Below are 18,890 nucleotides of genomic sequence, written 5' to 3' on the forward strand. Positions count from 1 at the left end.
ACCCTTTCTCTTTTAGATAGAAAGCAAATCTTTCGGTAGCGCCTCTTTTTTACATGACGGACAGTAAGCGTAAACACCTTCTCGAAAAGCAACTTCAACCTCTTTGTTGCAGGCTTTACATTCAGCAGTTACATACCTTAAATAATCTTGGAAAATTTTCCTCGTTATACCACCTGTATTCCCACAGTGATGACAAACAAACCGAACTTTTCCTTTTACTGTCACTTCAGCGTCTCGAACGCTATGACATTCCGAACATCGATCCCATATACTTAAGTAGTCTGCTAATGAATATCCTATTTTATTTATCTGCAGCCAATCTTGCCTTGAATGACTAAAAACGGGCGTCATATCCACATAACTTAAGAACATTTGGACAAAGTCTAAGCACTCAATGCGAACGGTTAAAGGAATAGAGTTTCCTTGATTACTCTCGTTGCTACACCACAAACACTTCTCATCCATCGCAAAGATAAAAAAAGGAAGATGAGAAGGTATAACTTCAATTCCTTCTTTGACCTTAAGCCTTCCAGGTTCTTTTGTCAAAATTGTAACCGTTCCCTGAAATTTATTAATCGCTTCCCAAAGCCTATTTGGCCATTCTTTTATAGTAGGCAACACGATAAACAATTTATTTTTCGCACGTCTAATATCCATTACTATCTTGTCAACATCCATTCCTTTACGCCAAATTAGCTGGCTATCTTGAATCATTTCTTTCAAATATTCATTCGGTTGGTAGATGACATTTTGTTCATTCATATATTGAAGTAGCTTAAAAAGCAAGCGCTCTTTAGGCAAACGTTTAGCTAAGTAAGGAACGTCACCTATCATAATAAATTTTCCTTTTGCTCTTGTAATTGCTACGTTTATAAGGCGGTCTGCTAATTCATTTGTAAGAAGCATGCCTGGCTTTGAAAAAGGATGACTATCAACCGCATCAAAAATCATAAGGTCTTTTTCAGAACCTTGAAACTTATGAACCGTTGCAGCAAGAATATGCTCTTCAGGAATCGTTCCTTTTACTAGGTCTCTTACAAGCTGCGCTTGTGCTCGATATGGGGTAACATAACCTAATGATGTAATTCCACTTTTAAATGCGCGAATAAGCAAGCTACTTGAAATAAAAGCAGACACTAAGTTATACCGTGACCCCCCATTTTTTTCTTTTTGAGCAAATGTCTTAATACCGCTTGTATTCAGAAGTACAAGAGCTTTATCTACAAACGGTTTTAGTTGAGCAACTGCTTCTCGCTGTACTACAGATGGATGATCGCTTACTTTACCACCATATACATGAGCGTTTGTAAACGCTGAAATATTTGGATGCATACGACGTTGCTGCTTTAATATTACTAAATGTGGATGCCAGTTTCCTTCATGAATTTGTGCTGCAATCCCCGATTGTTCAAATATATCACGTCCTAGTGCTTCTTTCACATACGCATGCTTTGATTGAGAAACGGCTGGAAGTTGCTTGAAATCTCCACAAACAACAATGTGCTTACCTAAAGAAGCTGCTAAAGCCACTTGTGGCGTATAAGCCATACTTACTTCGTCTACAATTACTACATCATATTCTTTTTCATAAACCGATGCGTCCGTTGCCATTTTAGTTAATGTTGTTCCAATAATGACTGCTTTTTGTACCAGCTCTTTTTCCAGCTCTGCCATCTCCTGCTTCACGCTAGTGAGCTTCTTTTTAACCTGTTGAATTTCACGCTCTTTAGAAGGATATCTTGTTAAACGTACATATTGTTCTTGCAGGTCCTTTCCTTTTCTTGCAAGATCTGGATGCTCGTGTTCAACTAATAGAGTCGTAGAAAGTTTTGTTTGAAGCTCTTCATTTGCCATAGCTCCATAACGTACAACCTCTCCTTTTTTCCACTTATGCTTCGCTTCAATACGCATTAATGCTTCGTTCATTAATACATCAACCGCTGCATTGCTGTGCGACACTACCAAGACACGCTTCTTCTTTCGGTACATGCTATTAATAATACGTGAAAGCGTATATGTTTTTCCTGTTCCAGGAGGCCCCCATAAATACGTTGTTTGATTATGGTGAGCTCTCAATAAAATCTCATGAAGATCATTTTTTATTTTGTATTCTTCATGATTCACCTTCGCTGTACCCGCCATTAAACGTTTAACTCTTGCACGCTTTTTCTTATAGTCTTTCAGTTCTTCTAACCGGTCAATCAGTGCCTGTAAAAGCTCCCATGGTTCATTGAACAAGTACAAGACAGGAACATCTGCCCCTAAATAGACCCCTACTTTTATATATACTTCGTGCTTTTCATGAGCTAAAATCTCGCCATCAAGCTCTGCATCTTGAACCCTTACACGCATGCTCGTTCCATCTATTATGTGAAAAAAGCGTACCATCTGAAAACGGTACACAAAAGCTTCTCCATATCGTCCTACGTATTCACCGTTAACTAGCTGCTCTTTTCTCCCTCCTTCTTTCTTTAAGTGGCTAATTTCCATTGATAAAGCCCGAACCCACTCTTTTAAATACTGTGAAACTGTTTTTTTCAATTGAGTTAAGCACTGTCTCAAGGTTTTTCTAACAGTGCCTTTCACCTCCAACTCATTCGTTCCGTTCTCTACAACTTTTCTATTCTAGCATGTTCCAACACTTTATGCAGTCACAAAATCTGACATGGATTTCCTATTTTTTCTATCATTAACTATTGATAGGACTTTATATCTACAAATAACGACAAAAAACACACAATTTTTCTCCTTTATTTTCTTTTTTGTAACAAACTATCTATACTATTGAAACATTCCTGTCACATAAGATTGATAGAATGGTAATAAATTCATAGTCACAAAGGAGAAAAAAGAATGAAAAAACATATTTTTTCACTTGGTGCAACGGCACTTGTTTCAATGGGAATTGCAGGCATGGCATCAGCAGACGCGGAAACTTATAAAGTTCAGTCAGGAGACACGCTTTATAGCATTTCAAAAAAATACAATGTATCAGTAAAAGACCTACAAGCATGGAATAACTTATCATCCACTATCATTTATGCAAATCAAACCTTACATATTAGTAGTTCATCTGACACGAATACAGCATTACCATCACCCTCTACGTCTCAAAATACACATAAAGTTCAATCAGGCGATACGCTTTATCGTATTGCAAAATCTCACGGCTTATCGGTTGAGCAATTAAAACAGTATAATAACCTATCATCCAATGTTATTTACGTGAACCAAGTGTTAACTGTAAATGGCTCCAGCGCTGTAACAGCACCGGCAGATGAAAAAATAGAACAACCAGAACAACAAGCTCCTGTTAGTACATATAAAGTAAAGCCAGGCGATACGTTGTGGAGCATTGCCCAAAGGCACGGTGTTTCAGTTTCAAGATTACAGGAGCTAAACGGCTTGTCAGCAAACACAATTTACATTAATCAAGTGCTTAAAGTCAATGGATCTGTTGCTCCAGCACCAGCTGCCCCTGAGGTATCAAATCCTGTATCTTCTAAGCCACAAACACCAGCCCCTTCTGAAAACCAGGAAGTAAAGAAAGAATTTCAGGTTGTAGCTACGGCTTACACAGCTTTTTGTACTGGCTGTAGTGGTATTACAAAGACAGGTATTGACCTCCGTGCAAACCCAAATCAAAAAGTAATTGCTGTTGACCCGTCCGTTATTCCTCTTGGATCACGCGTTTATGTGGAGGGATATGGAGAAGCGATTGCAGGCGATACGGGTGGTGCTATTAAAGGGAACCGTATTGACGTTTTTATTCCGTCTCAAAGCGAAGCAATGAAGTGGGGTCGCAAAACGGTTACAGTTAAAATATTAAACTAAAAGAAGCCTGGGAGGCTTCTTTTTTTATTTTAGTGTTTAACCCTCTGCATAAAGGGAATAGGAATTCTAAGACAACGTAAACGTTTCAACTATTTAGATTGCTATACTGGAGGTTATGACTATGAATATTGGCACCTTATATTTTCCAACGAGCGTATTATTATTAGTTGCTTTACTATTAGGAGGCTTTTACTTTTATTTTAAAAGACGCCGCAAGCATAATAAAAAATAAAAGAGGGGCGTACATAACAAAACAAATTTCCAAAAAGACGAATATTTCCTTTTCTGAGCTCTTCATCATAATACAATCGTTCCGTTGCGCTAATGCCTCTCTCCGCCGGGAGGAGACTGCCCCTCCTCGCTGCGGGGATCTCAGTTTCACTCTATATCCCGCAGGAGTTGAGTGCCCTGCGCTTCATTCCACCTTGTTTCCAAATTCATTTTCACAATCAACAAAAAAAACCTGAACGATTAAAAGTAAGGAACTCTCAACCGTTTAGGTTTATCATTGGCTGTATGACTTATACCCCAGCCTCTTTATTAGGCGCTCTTTGCTTAACGATTATAAAACTGAAAATCCTTCTTGATTTTAGGTAGCTCTCTCACTTCTTGAGACATTTCATTTCCACACATTGGACAATTATAATCTGCCGTCACAAAGTCTTCTCTCATCCATCCGTTACAAGAGTCAGACTGGCACGCATAAACGTTTGTATCCATCATTTGAGTAACTTGTTCTTCCATACCTTTTTTCGCGAAATACATGAGCACAGCTCCCTTTTTTTCTTAGTATATGTAAAAAATGCTTTTTTATTTAAGGTATTTTGACAAACTATGTCAAAATTTATGTTTGTTTATTTTGAATCTCTTTGATAAATTGTATATAATTACATAGTGAACAATTATATTGAAGGAGCTTAAAATGACCGATTTATTTTCAAGATTAAAGTTAGAAAATCAGCTTTGCTTTTCGATTTATGCTACGTCACGTGAGATTACAAAAGTATATAAACCTCTTTTAGATAAAATTGGCGTCACGTATCCACAGTACTTAGCTCTTCTTGTCCTATGGGAGCATGGACAAGTTAGTGTAAAAAAAATGGGAGAGCTTTTATATTTAGATTCTGGTACGCTAACTCCAATGCTGAAACGTATGCAAGAGCAAGAGCTTGTAATCCGCGAACGCTCTCAGGAAGATGAGCGAGTTGTGTTAGTAAGCTTAACAGAAAAAGGTGCTACGCTTCGAGATAAAGCGTGCCAAATTCCAGATGAAGTATTTAATATGACCGATTACTCTCCTGAAGAGCTAGCAAATTTAAAACGAATGCTTCATGAGTTGTTAACTGCTATCCATAGTTATAATGGAAAAAACAATTAAAAAAAAACGGTGCACAAAAGTGCACCGCTTTTTTATTCAGCCGTTGTGTTTAACGTTACATCAATATTTCCTCTAGTTGCTTTTGAATATGGGCAAAAATCGTGTGCTGCTTTCACTAGCTTTTCAGCATCTTCTTGAGATACCCCTTTTATATGTGCATTTAGCGTTACTGCTAGCTTAAATCCATCATCTGCTGGGTCTTTCATTAAACTAACTTCAGCGGTAATAGATGATTCAATAGAATGCTTTTGCTTTTTAGCAATTAAATTTAAAGCTCCGTCGAAGCAAGAAGCATATCCTGCTGCAAAAAGTTGCTCAGGGTTTGTTCCTTCTTTTTTATTGTTTGGCGAAGGCATGACTAAATCTAAATTAATTAGGCCATCATCTGATTTGACGTGCCCTTCCCTTCCGCCTACTGCTGTTGCTTTTGAAGTAAATAAAACTGACATTGAAATCACCTCATATACGTAATTGTAAAGTCCTTGCTCATGCAAAAACGCTCTTGCACGTTCTATGGATATATTACCCTTTTAGAGTGGATTGAAACATCTCGTTCTATACTCACTTTTCCTCTTTTTTTAACCCTTTGCGTATTATTTCGTCACCATACTTACTTTGAAGCTCCTGAACTGCTTTATAAAGCGGTTCATCTTTTGCATGTCGTTCATATGTAAATAAGCTCAGCTGTTCTTGATCTCGAGCATTGATTCTTTCTACTTGTAAAGCAGCTACTCCTAACAATCGAACAGGTTCACCGTCCCAATGCTTTTGAAGCAGCTTGTTTACCCAATGTAACAACACTTTTTGCTGATTCGTCCACTGATCAATGGTTTGGGTTCTTGTAATGGTTTTAAAATTACCGTAGCGAATGGTTAACTGAATCGTTTTGCTGACTACTTTTTTTGCGCGCATTCGCTGGCTAACAGACTCCGTGAGGTCATTTAAAACCGGTACCATTTCACGATCATCTGTCATATTTTTCGCTAGCGTTTTTGAATTTCCAATCGATTTAAACTCTGACCGGCGATTTGGGTTTACAGATCGATCGTCAATTCCATTAGCTCTTTGCTTCATTTCTATTCCTCTTATTCCCACTACGGTCTTTAGCTTATGATCATCTGCATGCGCTAGCTCTTCAATCGTATGGATATGAACAGCATTCAATTTCTCAGCAGTTTTATCACCTATACCATGCATATAAACTACTGGATGTGGCCAAAGTTTCTGACTAACATCTCGCTTTCTTAAGATTGTAACTCCAAGAGGTTTTTTCATATTGCTCGCCGTTTTAGCTAAAAATTTATTTGGTGCAATGCCAATTGAGACAGGTATTTGTAATTCATTCAATAGGTCGTTCTGTATTCGCTGTGCAATCTCAAGCGGCGTACCTTGATGAAAGCAATCCGTAATATCTAAGTAGCCTTCGTCAATTGAAGCAGGCTCAAGAATAGAAGAGATTGTCGATAAGTAAGAAAACATTTGCGCTGATACTTTACGGTAAAGAGTAAAATCTGGTTTTAATACAATGAGCTGAGGGAAAATTTTCTTCGCTTCCCATAGTGGCATCGGTGCGTATACCCCTTCATTGCGCGCTGCATAGTTACACGTTACCACAATTCCTCTACGTTCTTTTGGGTTACCTGCAATGGCCATAGGTTTTCCTTTTAGCGCTGGATTACGTGCTTCTTCCACCGAAGCATAAAATGCATTCGCGTCAATATGCAATATTACTCTTCCCTTTTTTGGATACATCTCTTTCAACACTCTCACCTTCTTTCTATTCGAACCAACAGAATGTACGTTCTTATTTTAAACCAAAAAGCAATTAATGTGAATAATTCTACAGCAGTTTGTAATATGATGGACAAAGAGTTAAAAACGGGCGGATTGTTTAATGAACATCCCTGTAAAGCATTCGTATACTATAGTAACTTTGACAAAAATAGGGAGGAAGCGCCGTGGTGGATCAAATTATTACAGTAATTCAACAGTTTGGATACGGATATTTCTTTTTATTAATCATCATTGGTGCTAATTTCACACCTATTCCAGACCCTCTCTTCATTATGCTTGCAGGCAATCATGCCACCCTTTCGACTTTTCACCCTTTTGTTGCTTTTCTTCTGACTTACAGTGCCATGATGCTTAGCTTATATATAAAATTCTTATTTGCTAGATGGTTTCGCAAGCAAACGATAAAATCTCTATCTCAATCACGCTTTCAAAAAAAACGATATGAAATTGAAAATCTTATTGCTTCATACGGTTCCTTTGGTATTATGCTCAGCTTCTTCTTGCCGGGAATGCGCCACGTTATGCCCTTATTTTTAGGAACAACGAAAATGCCACATCTTAATTATATAACCACAACATTCTCGTTTGGATTGATTTGGACATTTGCGTTTTTCTTATGGGGGTTTAAAGTTGATGATGCCGCTTCATTTGAAACCATTTCTCAATTCACTATTTTGTTTATTGCCATCAGCATTGGAAGTTTAGCGTACCAAAAACGAAAAATGCGCAGTAAGGAATGAAAAAAGCCAATCCTCTAAGTAGAAGATTGGCTTTTTTTCACATAAGTTGATATGCATAATGCTTCATAAATAGCTTGCGTGCTCGATAAAGTGCTGACTTAATAGTCGTCACTTTCATATTAAATTGCTCAGAAAGCTCTTCATATTTCAAACCATACTCATATTTTAAGATAAGTAGGTTTTTGTATTGAGGCTTTAGTTTATTTAACGCTTTCGCATATTGCTCAAATTGCTCTTTTGATAATACAAAATCCATCGGCGCATTTTGCAGCTCTGTTGCTCCCTGTGTTAACACATAGCGAGTTTGAACGGAATTTTTTCTGATTAAATCACAGCGCTTATTTAAAGCAACTCGAAACAACCAGGCTCTTTCTTTCCCGTGTTCAACCTTATGCTGATTTTCTAAGTATTTCATCGCCACATCTTGTGTGATATCTTCAGCATCTTGCTTGCTGACACCTCGCTTTTGCAAATAAGCTAGCACCTGTCGCAAATATGGTTCAATATTGCTAGCACTCATACTTCTTCTCCCTTTATTTTAATAGTTTTTCTTTAACAAAGTCGGGAACTGTTTCTTCAGTAAATTCCTGAACTTCAGGTGTACTAGGATCTTCTTTATAATAGATACCAACTAAGTAAGCTCCATTGTTGGCCCAAGACACGTTTTTCAAAATTTCTTCTTTTTGATCGTTATTCTTCACTTCAATCGTTTGCTCAGATTCTACTAATGAAGGAAACTCTTGGTCTGCATAAAAATCTATTTCATGCTGATGCGGGTTTTTTAACACAACTATTTTTTCAATATCTTCTGGTAATACACGTGCTTTGTTATATAAACCTTTTTTCTTTAACCACTCGCTCACTTCATCATACGATTTTTCCCAGGTTACGTTTTGTTTATTTTTCCCTTGACCCGTATAGAAGTCAATATAAGCCCATGGTACGCGCTCACTGTACATTTCTTCAAACGTTTCGTTTTTCATTGATGTTTTTATTACTTCAGCGAGCTCTTTAATATCTTCAGGATTTCGAATGCTAACTTGCTTACTGATTTGTCCATCCGAACTAATTTGTACACTCGTGACGTCGCTCATATCTCCACTTCGTAAAAATGGATTAAAGTTTTCCTTAAACTCTTTTGTTTCAGAAATTTTCTTATATAGCGGATGGTACGCTTTAAAGTTCAACTCATATTCACGCACAAGCGTCTTTCCATTTTTAAGTTTATATGCTATTGCTGCTGTGCGCCCATTATCTCCTTGAATATCCTTATTTGTCATTGAGACTGGATTCTTTGCTAATTGCTCATGTAGTCGATGAATTGCCTCAACTGCTTCTTTACTTGTGTAGTAATAAGGAGGCACATACTCATTTCCATATTCTGTGTACTGTTCACTAGTTGGATCTTCAGTTAGTAAATAGGTTCCTTCTTCAAAATAAATGCTTTCTACTTCATCTAATGCTGGAACCTTTGATTCATAGCCAAATGCATCAATATGAACAAATGCACCAATTGCAAAGAAAATAGCTAATGCAATCACGAACCCTTTCCAATACTTAGCAATCCTCCACGTTTTGTGTAGTATTACCTGAGCAACAATATAACCAATAAGAGCACCTAATATATAGCCAAAAATCATCCAGCCAAACGTTCCTTGCATGGCTCCAAAGTAAACACCACCAACAAGTAGTGCACATGTTGTCGCACCGTAAACAAAGATTGGCTTCACCCATTTAAATGAGATGGACTGAGTTGCCGCTTCGATATGACGCTTTTTATACGCAATGTATCCAATGGCATAAAAGATAATGATAAGTATTACATAAATCCATGGGCTAATTGTTAAATTCTTTTTTGTCATTAACTCCGTTGCATGTAAAAACGGTATTAGCTTTTCAGCACTTTTATTTAAATAATAATCAATTGGGAATCCATACCAATAAAATTTCAAATTTGATAAAAGAAGCATGATAAAGCCACCAGGTAAAAGAAACAGAACGTATAGGAAAATAGCTTGTAAGATTGAGATTCCGGTGAACATTCCGAATGCTACTGTTCCAAAGAACACAACAAGGTTAAAAACGACTGTGTAACCTGCCCATACCATAACATCTTTTACTGTATAGAGGTCTTCAACGTTTAACATCCCTTTTATCAGACCAATTATACCCGCTGTAATTACCACAGGTACGACGAGAATCACGATACCTACAATGATATTTTGGTGATATAAGGCTTCTCTTCGAACTGGTAAACTATGAAAATAATCTGCTGCTGCTTTTGTTTGAATATAGCGGAATATAAACACCGCGAGTAGAACCGGTACTGTAAACATAAAGACAAGCTGTAAGCCATCAAATAGCTCAAATAATGTCTTAATCTTTTCTGGCTTAAACTCTGGATTACCTGTATACTTCATCAGAAGCTGGAGAGGCAGAGCAAACAAAAGAAGAAATGAGTAAACTAACCCAATCCATCCCACGCTTCTAAACGACTGTGTAAACAGCCCTCGATTAAACGATGATATTTTCGATGGCATAACCAACATCCCCCATTTCATAAATAAAGATTTCTTCGAGCGTAAGCGGTAAAATATCGAATACAAGCGGTTTGTATGATTGAATACGAGACGCCAGCTTCTTTTCTTTACCGCGTACAATACAAAGAAGTACGCTTCCTCGCTTCTCTTCGTATAAGATTTCTAAGTCTTCATGAAATGCAAGCGGTACATCGCCTTTAAATGCTACTTGAATTTTATGAATATCGGATTTTAAATCGTCAAGGTCTTTTTCAATTAATAGCTGGCCTTGGTGCAATATGCCGACATGATCACATAAATCTTCCACTTCGCGAAGATTATGAGACGAAATTAAAATAGTCATTTCGCGTTCCGCTACGTCTTGTACAAGCAAATTTTTGATTTTTTGACGCATAACAGCATCCAGTCCATCTAGAGGCTCATCTAATATTAAAATGTCTGGCATCGTAGATAAAGCAAGCCAAAATGCTACTTGACGTTGCATTCCTTTCGACATACGGTGTACTTTTTTCTTCAAGTCAATTGGAAATGCCTGCTTTAACTGCTGAAAACGCTCTTCGTTCCACGTCGGATACATATTCTTATAAAATTGCGCAAGCTGCTTAATAGTTGATTGTGCAAAAAAATAAGGAATGTCTGGGAGAAAAATAATGCTTTTTTTAAGAGCTACATTTTCAAAAACTTCCTCATTATTGATATGTATACTCCCTGAATTTTGACGGTAAATCCCCGCAATTGTTTTTAATAATGTTGTTTTACCTGCACCGTTTGATCCTAGCAAACCATAAATAGACCCTTTTCTAACAGTTAGAGAAACATTGTTTAATACTTTTATATCTTCAAAGGATTTCTTTACTTCTGTTAATTCAATCATCACTTTCTCCCCCTTTGACGGTTTGTTCAGCTTGTGAAATAAGTGATAAGATCTCGTCTTTTCCCATTCCCAAATACATCGCTTCAGCAATAAGTTTTACTAAGTCTTCTTTCATTTTTTTCACCTTTTCATTGTTTAATAGTTCCGATTGCGCCGTCACAAAACTTCCTTTTCCAGGAATTGAATAAATGTAATTTTGATGTTCTAGCTCTCGATATGCTTTTTGAATTGTATTAGGATTAATTGTTAGTTCTTTCGCTAACAAACGTACAGACGGAAGCTTCTCGTCTGCTTTAAATACCTCATGAATAATTAGCTCCTTTAACTTATCAACCAATTGCTCATAAATAGGCTTACGACTGCGAATATCTAAATCAAACATACTTTTCCTCCTCTCTATCTCGCTTATCATTCATCATGCACTATGTTTAGGTGTATTAACTGTATTAACTGTACTACATGTGTTACTACAGTTAGTATTATACATCGTTTTTTGGAAAAAACAAGTACTTTTATTACAAATAAGTAACAAATAGATGATCTGAAATAACCCGCTTCAATAGCTTATAAATCAGATAAGGAAAATAGGTATTGTACTATCTATTAGCAAAAACTTACTATATAATGAATTCATAAGATGTTTTATGTAAGGAGCGATTCATCATGTATTACGACGCATTACGAACCTTTGTGACCGTTGTAGAAGAGAAAAGCTTTACAAAAGCTGCCGAAAAATTATTAATTTCACAACCAAGCGTAAGCGTACATATAAAAAACTTAGAAAAAGAATTTCAAACATCATTGTTTTTACGCTCACCTAAATTATTAAAAATTACGCCAAGTGGAGAAATTCTTTACACTCGTGCAAAGCAAATGATTCAAATATATGAGCATACAAAACGAGATATTTATGAACATCATCACTTAGTCAAAGGTACTTTAACTATTGGAGCAAGTTTCACAATTGGTGAATACGTCCTTCCTTCTTTTCTCGCTAAACTTCAAGCACAGTATCCCGATATAAATGTGAACGTAACGATTGGAAACACAAAAGAAATTGCTCAGCTTGTTCGACACTTTAAGTTAGATGTAGGATTAATTGAAGGACAAACAGATGATCATGAGTTACATATTGAACCGTTTATGGAAGATGAGCTCGTGGTTGTAGCTGGTACCTCTCATCCATTGGCAGCACAGGAGCATGTTGCAATAAGTGAACTGCAAAACGAAGGATGGGTTGCGCGCGAAACGGGGTCTGGGACAAGAGCCTACCTTGATTTGATGATGAGCTCAAATGGATTAAAAATGAAGAATATGCTAACAATCAGCAGCAATCAGGGAGTTAAGGAAGCTGTTATGCAGAACTTAGGATTGTCTGTACTTTCTAAATCAGCTATAAAACAAGATGTTGCACAAGGCAATTTAGCCATCTTAAACCTTGATACAGAACCATTCAAACGTAAATTTTCGTATATTTATCCAACAACAAATGGGCAAAACAAAATTGTAGAACTTTTTTTACACCTGTTAACTTCTAACCAATAAGAAAGCACACTTCAATTGAAGTGTGCTTTCTTACCTAATTACGCCTGTTGGAATACAAATTGGAGATTGATCCACCGGATTTTTAATAATTGTTGAAGATAAACGAAAAACATCTTCAATCATTTTTTCTGTAAATACTTCTTCAGGTGGACCTTCCTTATAAATAGCCCCTTCAGAGATGCTAATTAAGTAATCACCATAGCGTGCAGCTTGATTTAAATCATGGAGAACCATCACAATTGTTCTCTGATGCTGTTGATTTAACGAACGAAGCAGTTCCAACACTTCAATTTGGTGAGCTAGATCAAGGTACGTCGTTGGCTCATCCAGCAGTAAAAGATCGGTGCCTTGGGCAAGGGCCATCGCAATCCACGCTCGCTGACGTTGTCCACCTGAAAGAGCATCAAGCGTACGTTCACTGAAAGCATCCATGCGCGTTGCACGCAAAGCTTCATCAACAATTTGGTGATCTTCTTGCGTATACCTTGCAAATAGCCCTTTATGAGGATGGCGTCCATAGTAACAAAGCTCTTTAACAGTTAAATCCTCAGGTGCTTCCGGCGCTTGAGGCAAAATCGCGAGCTGCTTCGCTACTTCTTTAGACGAATGGCGATGAATGTCTTTCCCATTTAAATAAATGCTCCCTTGCGTTGGCTTTAAAAGGCGAGCTAATGATCGAAGAATGGTTGACTTCCCACACCCGTTTGCTCCAATAATAATGCTAATTTCCCCTTGGGGAATGTGTAAATCAATATTATCAATAATTGTATTTTTATCATACGATAACGAAAGTTGCTCTGCTGTTAGCTTGTTCACAACGCTCTTCCTTTCTCACTACGATTAGCTGCTTTGTTCTTTACGTAATAAATATAAAAAATACGGACCGCCTATTATGGCCGTAACAATGCCTGCTGGAATTTCAATTGGGGGCACAAGACCACGTCCTACACTATCAGCAATTAATAGAAACAAAGCTCCTGTTAATGCAGATGTTGGCAACAAAAACTTTGACTGGCTCCCGACTAGCCTTCTTGCAATATGAGGTGCGATCAATCCAATAAAGCCAATTGTACCAACAACAGCAACTGCTACTCCTGTTAAAATCACCGCAATCCCAAGAAGCGTGTATCGTAAGGCTCTTGTTCGCTCACCTAATCCAGAAGCTACATCATCTCCAAGGTTCAAGATATCAAGCTTTGGTGTAAAGATAATAATAATAGGAGTGAGGATGAGTGCTGGTAGTAAAAACCATAGTTCGCTCCATCCCCTTCCCCAAAGACTTCCTGTCAACCAAAGCAACGTTGTATTTACGTTGTCTGGGAACTTAATCATAAAGTACTGAATACCAGCTTGACAAATTGCACCGAGAGCGACGCCCACGAGTGCGAGGGTATATGGTTTAGCTCCAGAGGTATGCGAAAAAATCATTAAAACCAGTGCGATTACCGCTGCTCCTAGAAAAGCTGCTATCGGTACAGCTATCATTGAAGCACCAGGAAAAATGATAATAACAAATACAGCCAACAGTCCAGCTCCTTTCGTCACACCAATGACGTCAGGAGATGCCAAAGGATTCTTTAAGATTCCTTGCAAAATCGCTCCTGCTACCGCAAGCGACGCTCCTACAATAAGTGCAATTAAAATACGGGGAATTCGATAGTTGTTTAAGATAAATAAACCATCCTGCGATGTACCCAGCAGCGTTTGGATAACTTCCACTGGTGAAATGTATACTGCTCCGACTCCTAAACTAATAACAGAGGCTACAATGACTAGCAGCACCAGCATCAAAACCTTCATGTATGTTTGCTTTTTTTGTTTCATTGCTTAATTCCCCTCCCTTTACGAGCAAGATATAAAAAGAACGGTGCACCAATGAGCGCAGTTACAATACCTACAGGTGACTCAAAAGGGTAAGCGATAAATCTTGATAAAATGTCCGCATATACAAGCAAAATCGCTCCAAACATTGCTGAAAACGGGAGTATTCGCTGATAATCTCCTCCCACTATCTTGCGAGCAATATGCGGAGTAATTAACCCAACAAATCCAATAGGCCCAGCTACAGCCACAGAAGAACCTGCTAAAATAATGACCAACACTCCAGCTGCAGCGCGAATCCATTTTACTTTTTCACCTAGACTAGTTGCCATGTTCTCACCTAATGCAAAAATAGAGACAGATTTTGACAAAATAAAAGCACCAAGTAAACCTAAAATAGTCCAAGGCAGCGCAATTTTTACATGCGTCCAATCTTTACCGCTAACAGAACCTACTAGCCAATATAAAACGTCCGTTGCTTGTTCATTTAAAACGATCGCACCTTGTGTTAAAGATGATAAAAACAAATGCACTGCCATGCCAGCTAAAGCCAATTTAACATGCGTTGTTTTACCACCTGCAGCAAATGCATATACGGTTACGCCTCCAAGTGCGGCTCCGAAAAAAGCAGCATATACGGTTACTTGAGATGTAAACATCGGGAAGAAGAGCAATACTAAAACAATGGCAAACGAAGCCCCTGCATTTACGCCAAATACCTGCGGTGAAGCAAGTGAATTTCGCGTAATAGCCTGCATTAATGCCCCAGCGACTGCTAAAGAAGCTCCAATCAAAGCTGCTAACAGAGCTCTGGGAAGCCTTAAGGTTTGAATAATAGTTGCTTCTCTGGAAGCATCATGTTCATTAAAAAAGGTGCTGAGAATCTCTTTAAGCCCAATAGATGAAGAGCCTACACCAATATGTATCACTATACCAACGAGCAGCAAACAAGCGCTAATTACAGCAACTGCGTATTTATTTATTTTCTTGTCTTGAGATTTTTTCGTCATGATACACACACTTTCTCATAGTTTCTCTTTAAACAAATAGAAGCAAGAATAGAATCTATTCTCGCCTCTAGTATTTCGCCGCTACGTTGTTATTTTGTCTTGTTGTCTAACAACTTAACTGTATCTTTTCCGATTGCTTCAGCCGAAATTACGCCTCGAAATCGTGTCCATAAATCACGATCAACTACGAATACTTTATCATTTTTCACAGCATCTAAGTCTTTCCAAAGAGGGTTGTTTTTCCATTCATCTGTAATTAGTTTACCTTCATTATTTGCTAAAATTAAAATTCCTGGGTTAATGTCTGACAACTGTTCTAAGTTCATTTCCGCATACGCTTCTTCTGATTCAACAGCATTCTTTAAGCCTAGCTTCTCTAGAAACTCCCCATCGTATGAAGAAGATGTATGAGCTTGGAAAGAAGTGTCTCGTACAACAGCTGGCAGCACTGTTTGACCGGCTTCTTCTTTTAACGTATCCTTTAACTCTTGAATGGTTTGTTCGTGCTCTTGTAACCTTTTGTTTGCTACGTCTTCTTTCCCAACTGCTTTTGAAATCGTTTCAAATGAATCTATGTTCTCTTCATATGTAGATTCACGGCTTTTCAGTTCAATGGTTGGTGCAATTTGCTGTAAATCTTTATAAATGGCTTTATGACGCTGAACATCCGCAATAATCAAATCCGGCTGAAGGGAGCTAATTACTTCTAGATTCGGCTGTTGACGCGTTCCAACTGATGTGTAATCCACTTTACCATCAACTAGTTTTTCAATCATGTCTTTTTTATTGTCATCTGCAATCCCTACAGGCTGCATACCTAATCCTTCAAGCGCATCAACAAAAGACAATTCAAGCGCAACTACTTTTTTCGGTTCTTTTGAAACATCTGTTTCGCCAAGCTCATGCTTCACGGTTACAGTGTCACCATTTTTTTCACCAGTTGATTTAGACTCTTCAACCGCTCCGCCGCAAGCTCCTAAAAACAATAGCCCTGATAAAGCAGCAACCATCCCCAAGCTTTTTTTCATTCTTATATTCTTCATATGTACTTCCTCCTACTGCATATAAACCTTACCGTATATGATAATCATTATCATTAATACTAGACGTTTCAATTAGAACCGTCAATAGTTTTCTCACAATTTGGTAGATTGTCTTAGCAAATAAATAGTATTTTTATCAAAACAAACCGCTCCTTTCGACCTGAAAGAAGCGGTTTGTTCTTACTCATAGTACATACGTAGCAAGTGCTTTTTGTACTGCATAAATGTTTTTATCTTTACGAAACTCTTTTACGATTGGAGCTGTTGAGCCTGAAACCCAGATAACCAGTTCTGCATCCAAATCAAATGTTCCAGCCGTTTCGACGCTAAAATGCGTAATATTTTTATATGGAATGGAATGATAGCTTGTTTTCTTACCAGTTACACCTTGCTTATCGATTAATATTAATCGTTTATTAGAAAAAACAAAGATATCGCGAATCAATTTAAACGCATGCTCTACCTGTTCTCCCTGTACTAAAATATCTCGCAAATCTTTTTCTACTGAAGACACGCTTACTTCTGATGCATTGCCCATTAAACCATCTAGTAAACCCATATGATTCACTCCTTTACTTTTCCTACTGCTTTTACCCTATATCATAGGCTCATAAACAGCTGGTACTATTTTATACGGCTCAAATATAGTTATGTTTCACTTTTTTTACATAGATTGTAAAGTGAACTGAAAAAGACAGGATGTTGTTAATGTTTTTCCATGAAAAAGAACTCCAATACCTTTCAAAGCCAGACAGACCCGACCCCATTTTTGCCAGACAGCTTCAAGAAGTTTTAGGTGGCCAATTTGGAGAGATTTCAGTTGCCATGCAGTACCTGTTTCAAGGTTGGAACGTTAGAGGAAATGGTAAATACAAAGATTTATTAATGGATACAGGAACGGAGGGGCTTAAGCCTAACTTAAACCCTGCTCCTTCTTACATTTATAATACACTTCCGAAAAACTTACGTACCTCTTCCCACACGCTTCCTCCGTCACATATGTAAACAAGCCCATTCTCCATCACAAGTTGATGGAGATTTTTTTATCATTGCTCTTTACTTTCTGTTAGGATAAGAGTTAGATACTGAATTTTTCTTTACAGGAGATGACAAAATGATTGAAAAAATTTATTATACGTCCCCTTACACAACAAAGTGGACTGCTTCTATTTTATCTTCATTCGAAAGCAACAATCGTTATTACGTTGAACTAAACAAAACTGCTTTTTATCCAGAAGGTGGTGGTCAACCTTCTGACATAGGTACTATTGCAGGACATAAAGTGTTAGATGTCACGGAAAAAGATCATTCTGTCTTCCACGAAATTGATAAGCCATTAGAGGTAGATATACAAGTAGAGTGTGAGATTGATTGGAATCGTCGCTTTGATCACATGCAGCAACATACAGGGCAACATTTGCTCTCAGCAATCTTAAGTGATGTGTTCAACATACATACCGTAAGTTTTCATTTAGGTAAGGATATCGCTTCAATTGATGTGAACGTTCCTTCAATTGATGATAAAGCGTTGATAGAAATTGAGCAGGCAGTAAATAAAGCTATTTATGCGAACAAGCCGTTGAACACATATTATGTATCACAAGATCAGCTATCCACTCTTTCTCTTCGTAAAATGCCTGAGTTAGAAGATGAACAAATTCGAATTGTGGAGATCCATACGCTAGATACCTCAGCGTGTTGCGGAACTCATGTGAGAAGTACAGGTGAGCTAGGCATTATTAAGCTATTGAAAACTGAAAAACAGCGAGGACATACTCGATTGTTCTTTAAATGCGGAATGCGAGCGCTAAAAGACTACGAACAAACCCACCGTATCCTTTCTCAAGTCAGCTACCATTTTAGTACAAAAAGCGAGCTTGTCTTAGAGAGATTGGAAAAACTAGAAGCTGACTTCAAGGTCCTTAGTAAACAAAACGACGTGCTAAAATCTGAAAATGCTCATTACTTATCTCAATCTCTTCTTGATAAAAAACAAGGCTTTGTTCTAACTCATGAATTTGAAGATAAGACGTTAAAAGATGGACAAGCTATCATTAAGCAGCTGCTTCAAACTGAAAACATAATTGGTATCTTCTCTTCGTCTTTAGAACCAAAAGTGTTATTAGCACACAATACTGATAAAATTCACAGTGGAAGCCTTTTTAAAGAGCATCTTTCTCAATTTAACGGAAAAGGTGGCGGAGGTGCAAACCAAGCGCAGGCGCAGTTCTTAAAGATGGAAGATTGTAACCACTTTATCTCTTATCTCCAAGAATACTTAGATAAAGTATAAAAAAAACCACGCGTTAAG

19 protein-coding genes and 1 pseudogene are annotated in these 18,890 nt (G+C 37.6%); 7 read left to right on the plus strand and 13 right to left on the minus strand.

Annotated elements, in window-relative coordinates:
• Nucleotides 1-12: 12 nt before the first annotated feature.
• Nucleotides 13-2,541, minus strand: coding sequence for a DEAD/DEAH box helicase (locus tag V2145_RS10070; RefSeq protein ID WP_330987659.1), 2,529 nt, complete (start codon nt 2,539-2,541; stop codon nt 13-15).
• 312 nt (nt 2,542-2,853) lie between these two features.
• On the opposite strand from V2145_RS10070, the gene V2145_RS10075 reads away from it, so the two are divergent.
• Nucleotides 2,854-3,834 carry a LysM peptidoglycan-binding and 3D domain-containing protein gene (locus tag V2145_RS10075; RefSeq protein ID WP_330987660.1) on the plus strand — a complete coding sequence of 327 codons (981 nt, stop codon included), beginning with the start codon at nt 2,854-2,856 and terminating at the stop codon, nt 3,832-3,834.
• A gap of 121 nt (nt 3,835-3,955) precedes the next feature.
• Nucleotides 3,956-4,066 carry an LPXTG cell wall anchor domain-containing protein gene (locus V2145_RS10080; RefSeq protein ID WP_256993243.1) on the plus strand — a complete coding sequence of 37 codons (111 nt, stop codon included), beginning with the start codon at nt 3,956-3,958 and terminating at the stop codon, nt 4,064-4,066.
• 323 nt (nt 4,067-4,389) lie between these two features.
• Here the strand turns inward: V2145_RS10080 and V2145_RS10085 are convergent, their stop codons facing one another.
• Entirely contained in the window at nt 4,390-4,599 is a 210-nt protein-coding gene (locus V2145_RS10085) for a cold-inducible protein YdjO-related protein (protein ID WP_094909935.1), read from the minus strand.
• Between the two features lie 157 nt (nt 4,600-4,756).
• On the opposite strand from V2145_RS10085, the gene V2145_RS10090 reads away from it, so the two are divergent.
• A complete protein-coding gene (locus tag V2145_RS10090) occupies nt 4,757-5,212 on the plus strand; it encodes a MarR family winged helix-turn-helix transcriptional regulator (RefSeq protein WP_131886809.1) in 456 nt (151 codons plus the stop codon).
• 32 nt (nt 5,213-5,244) lie between these two features.
• Here V2145_RS10090 and V2145_RS10095 read toward each other — a convergent pair whose 3' ends face one another.
• Both V2145_RS10095 and V2145_RS10100 read right to left on the minus strand, forming a co-directional pair.
• Entirely contained in the window at nt 5,245-5,661 is a 417-nt protein-coding gene (locus V2145_RS10095) for an organic hydroperoxide resistance protein (RefSeq protein WP_094909933.1), read from the minus strand.
• 112 nt (nt 5,662-5,773) lie between these two features.
• Nucleotides 5,774-6,973 (minus strand): DNA polymerase IV, encoded by a 1,200-nt coding sequence (locus V2145_RS10100; RefSeq protein WP_094909932.1) that lies wholly within the window; start codon nt 6,971-6,973, stop codon nt 5,774-5,776.
• A 197-nt stretch (nt 6,974-7,170) separates the two neighbouring features.
• On the opposite strand from V2145_RS10100, the gene V2145_RS10105 reads away from it, so the two are divergent.
• Entirely contained in the window at nt 7,171-7,746 is a 576-nt protein-coding gene (locus V2145_RS10105) for a DedA family protein (protein ID WP_131886811.1), read from the plus strand.
• A 37-nt stretch (nt 7,747-7,783) separates the two neighbouring features.
• Here the strand turns inward: V2145_RS10105 and V2145_RS10110 are convergent, their stop codons facing one another.
• From V2145_RS10110 to V2145_RS10125, 4 genes are read right to left on the minus strand one after another with little or no spacing between them, the layout of a single operon-like run.
• Complete coding sequence (locus tag V2145_RS10110) at nt 7,784-8,266, minus strand: RNA polymerase sigma factor (protein ID WP_094909930.1); 483 nt, start codon at nt 8,264-8,266, stop codon at nt 7,784-7,786.
• A gap of 13 nt (nt 8,267-8,279) precedes the next feature.
• Nucleotides 8,280-10,286, minus strand: coding sequence for a DUF6449 domain-containing protein (locus tag V2145_RS10115; protein ID WP_094909929.1), 2,007 nt, complete (start codon nt 10,284-10,286; stop codon nt 8,280-8,282).
• Entirely contained in the window at nt 10,261-11,160 is a 900-nt protein-coding gene (locus V2145_RS10120) for an ABC transporter ATP-binding protein (RefSeq protein ID WP_094909928.1), read from the minus strand. Before V2145_RS10120 ends, V2145_RS10115 begins: the two co-directional genes overlap by 26 nt.
• Nucleotides 11,153-11,542: a GntR family transcriptional regulator gene (locus V2145_RS10125; protein WP_094909927.1), complete on the minus strand. Its 390-nt coding sequence runs from the start codon at nt 11,540-11,542 to the stop codon at nt 11,153-11,155. Before V2145_RS10125 ends, V2145_RS10120 begins: the two co-directional genes overlap by 8 nt.
• A gap of 281 nt (nt 11,543-11,823) precedes the next feature.
• Between V2145_RS10125 and V2145_RS10130 the strand changes: the two genes are divergently transcribed.
• Nucleotides 11,824-12,705 carry a LysR family transcriptional regulator gene (locus tag V2145_RS10130; protein WP_094909926.1) on the plus strand — a complete coding sequence of 294 codons (882 nt, stop codon included), beginning with the start codon at nt 11,824-11,826 and terminating at the stop codon, nt 12,703-12,705.
• A 30-nt stretch (nt 12,706-12,735) separates the two neighbouring features.
• Here the strand turns inward: V2145_RS10130 and V2145_RS10135 are convergent, their stop codons facing one another.
• The 5 genes from V2145_RS10135 to V2145_RS10155 all read right to left on the minus strand — a co-directional run bounded on the left by V2145_RS10135 (nt 12,736) and on the right by V2145_RS10155 (nt 17,138).
• Entirely contained in the window at nt 12,736-13,521 is a 786-nt protein-coding gene (locus tag V2145_RS10135) for an ABC transporter ATP-binding protein (RefSeq protein ID WP_094909925.1), read from the minus strand.
• Nucleotides 13,522-13,545: 24 nt separating this feature from the next.
• Complete coding sequence (locus tag V2145_RS10140) at nt 13,546-14,529, minus strand: FecCD family ABC transporter permease (protein WP_131886814.1); 984 nt, start codon at nt 14,527-14,529, stop codon at nt 13,546-13,548.
• On the minus strand, nt 14,526-15,536 hold the full coding sequence (locus V2145_RS10145) for a FecCD family ABC transporter permease (RefSeq protein ID WP_094909923.1): 1,011 nt from the start codon (nt 15,534-15,536) through the stop codon (nt 14,526-14,528). Before V2145_RS10145 ends, V2145_RS10140 begins: the two co-directional genes overlap by 4 nt.
• 89 nt (nt 15,537-15,625) lie before the next feature.
• Entirely contained in the window at nt 15,626-16,579 is a 954-nt protein-coding gene (locus V2145_RS10150; protein WP_330987662.1) for an ABC transporter substrate-binding protein, read from the minus strand.
• A 184-nt stretch (nt 16,580-16,763) separates the two neighbouring features.
• Entirely contained in the window at nt 16,764-17,138 is a 375-nt protein-coding gene (locus tag V2145_RS10155; protein ID WP_094909922.1) for a PH domain-containing protein, read from the minus strand.
• A gap of 149 nt (nt 17,139-17,287) precedes the next feature.
• Here V2145_RS10155 and V2145_RS10160 point away from each other — a divergent pair.
• Both V2145_RS10160 and V2145_RS10165 read left to right on the plus strand, forming a co-directional pair.
• Nucleotides 17,288-17,488, plus strand: a pseudogene (locus tag V2145_RS10160) (manganese catalase family protein); the annotation flags it as partial.
• A 205-nt stretch (nt 17,489-17,693) separates the two neighbouring features.
• The gene (locus V2145_RS10165) at nt 17,694-18,872 is read left to right on the plus strand and encodes an alanyl-tRNA editing protein (RefSeq protein ID WP_131886816.1); all 1,179 of its coding nucleotides are present in this window, start codon (nt 17,694-17,696) and stop codon (nt 18,870-18,872) included.
• The last annotated feature ends 18 nt before the right edge of the window (nt 18,873-18,890 follow it).

Origin of the sequence: Priestia sp. GS2 (genome assembly GCF_036409025.1) — a bacterium.
Taxonomy (GTDB): domain Bacteria; phylum Bacillota; class Bacilli; order Bacillales; family Bacillaceae_H; genus Priestia; species Priestia aryabhattai_A.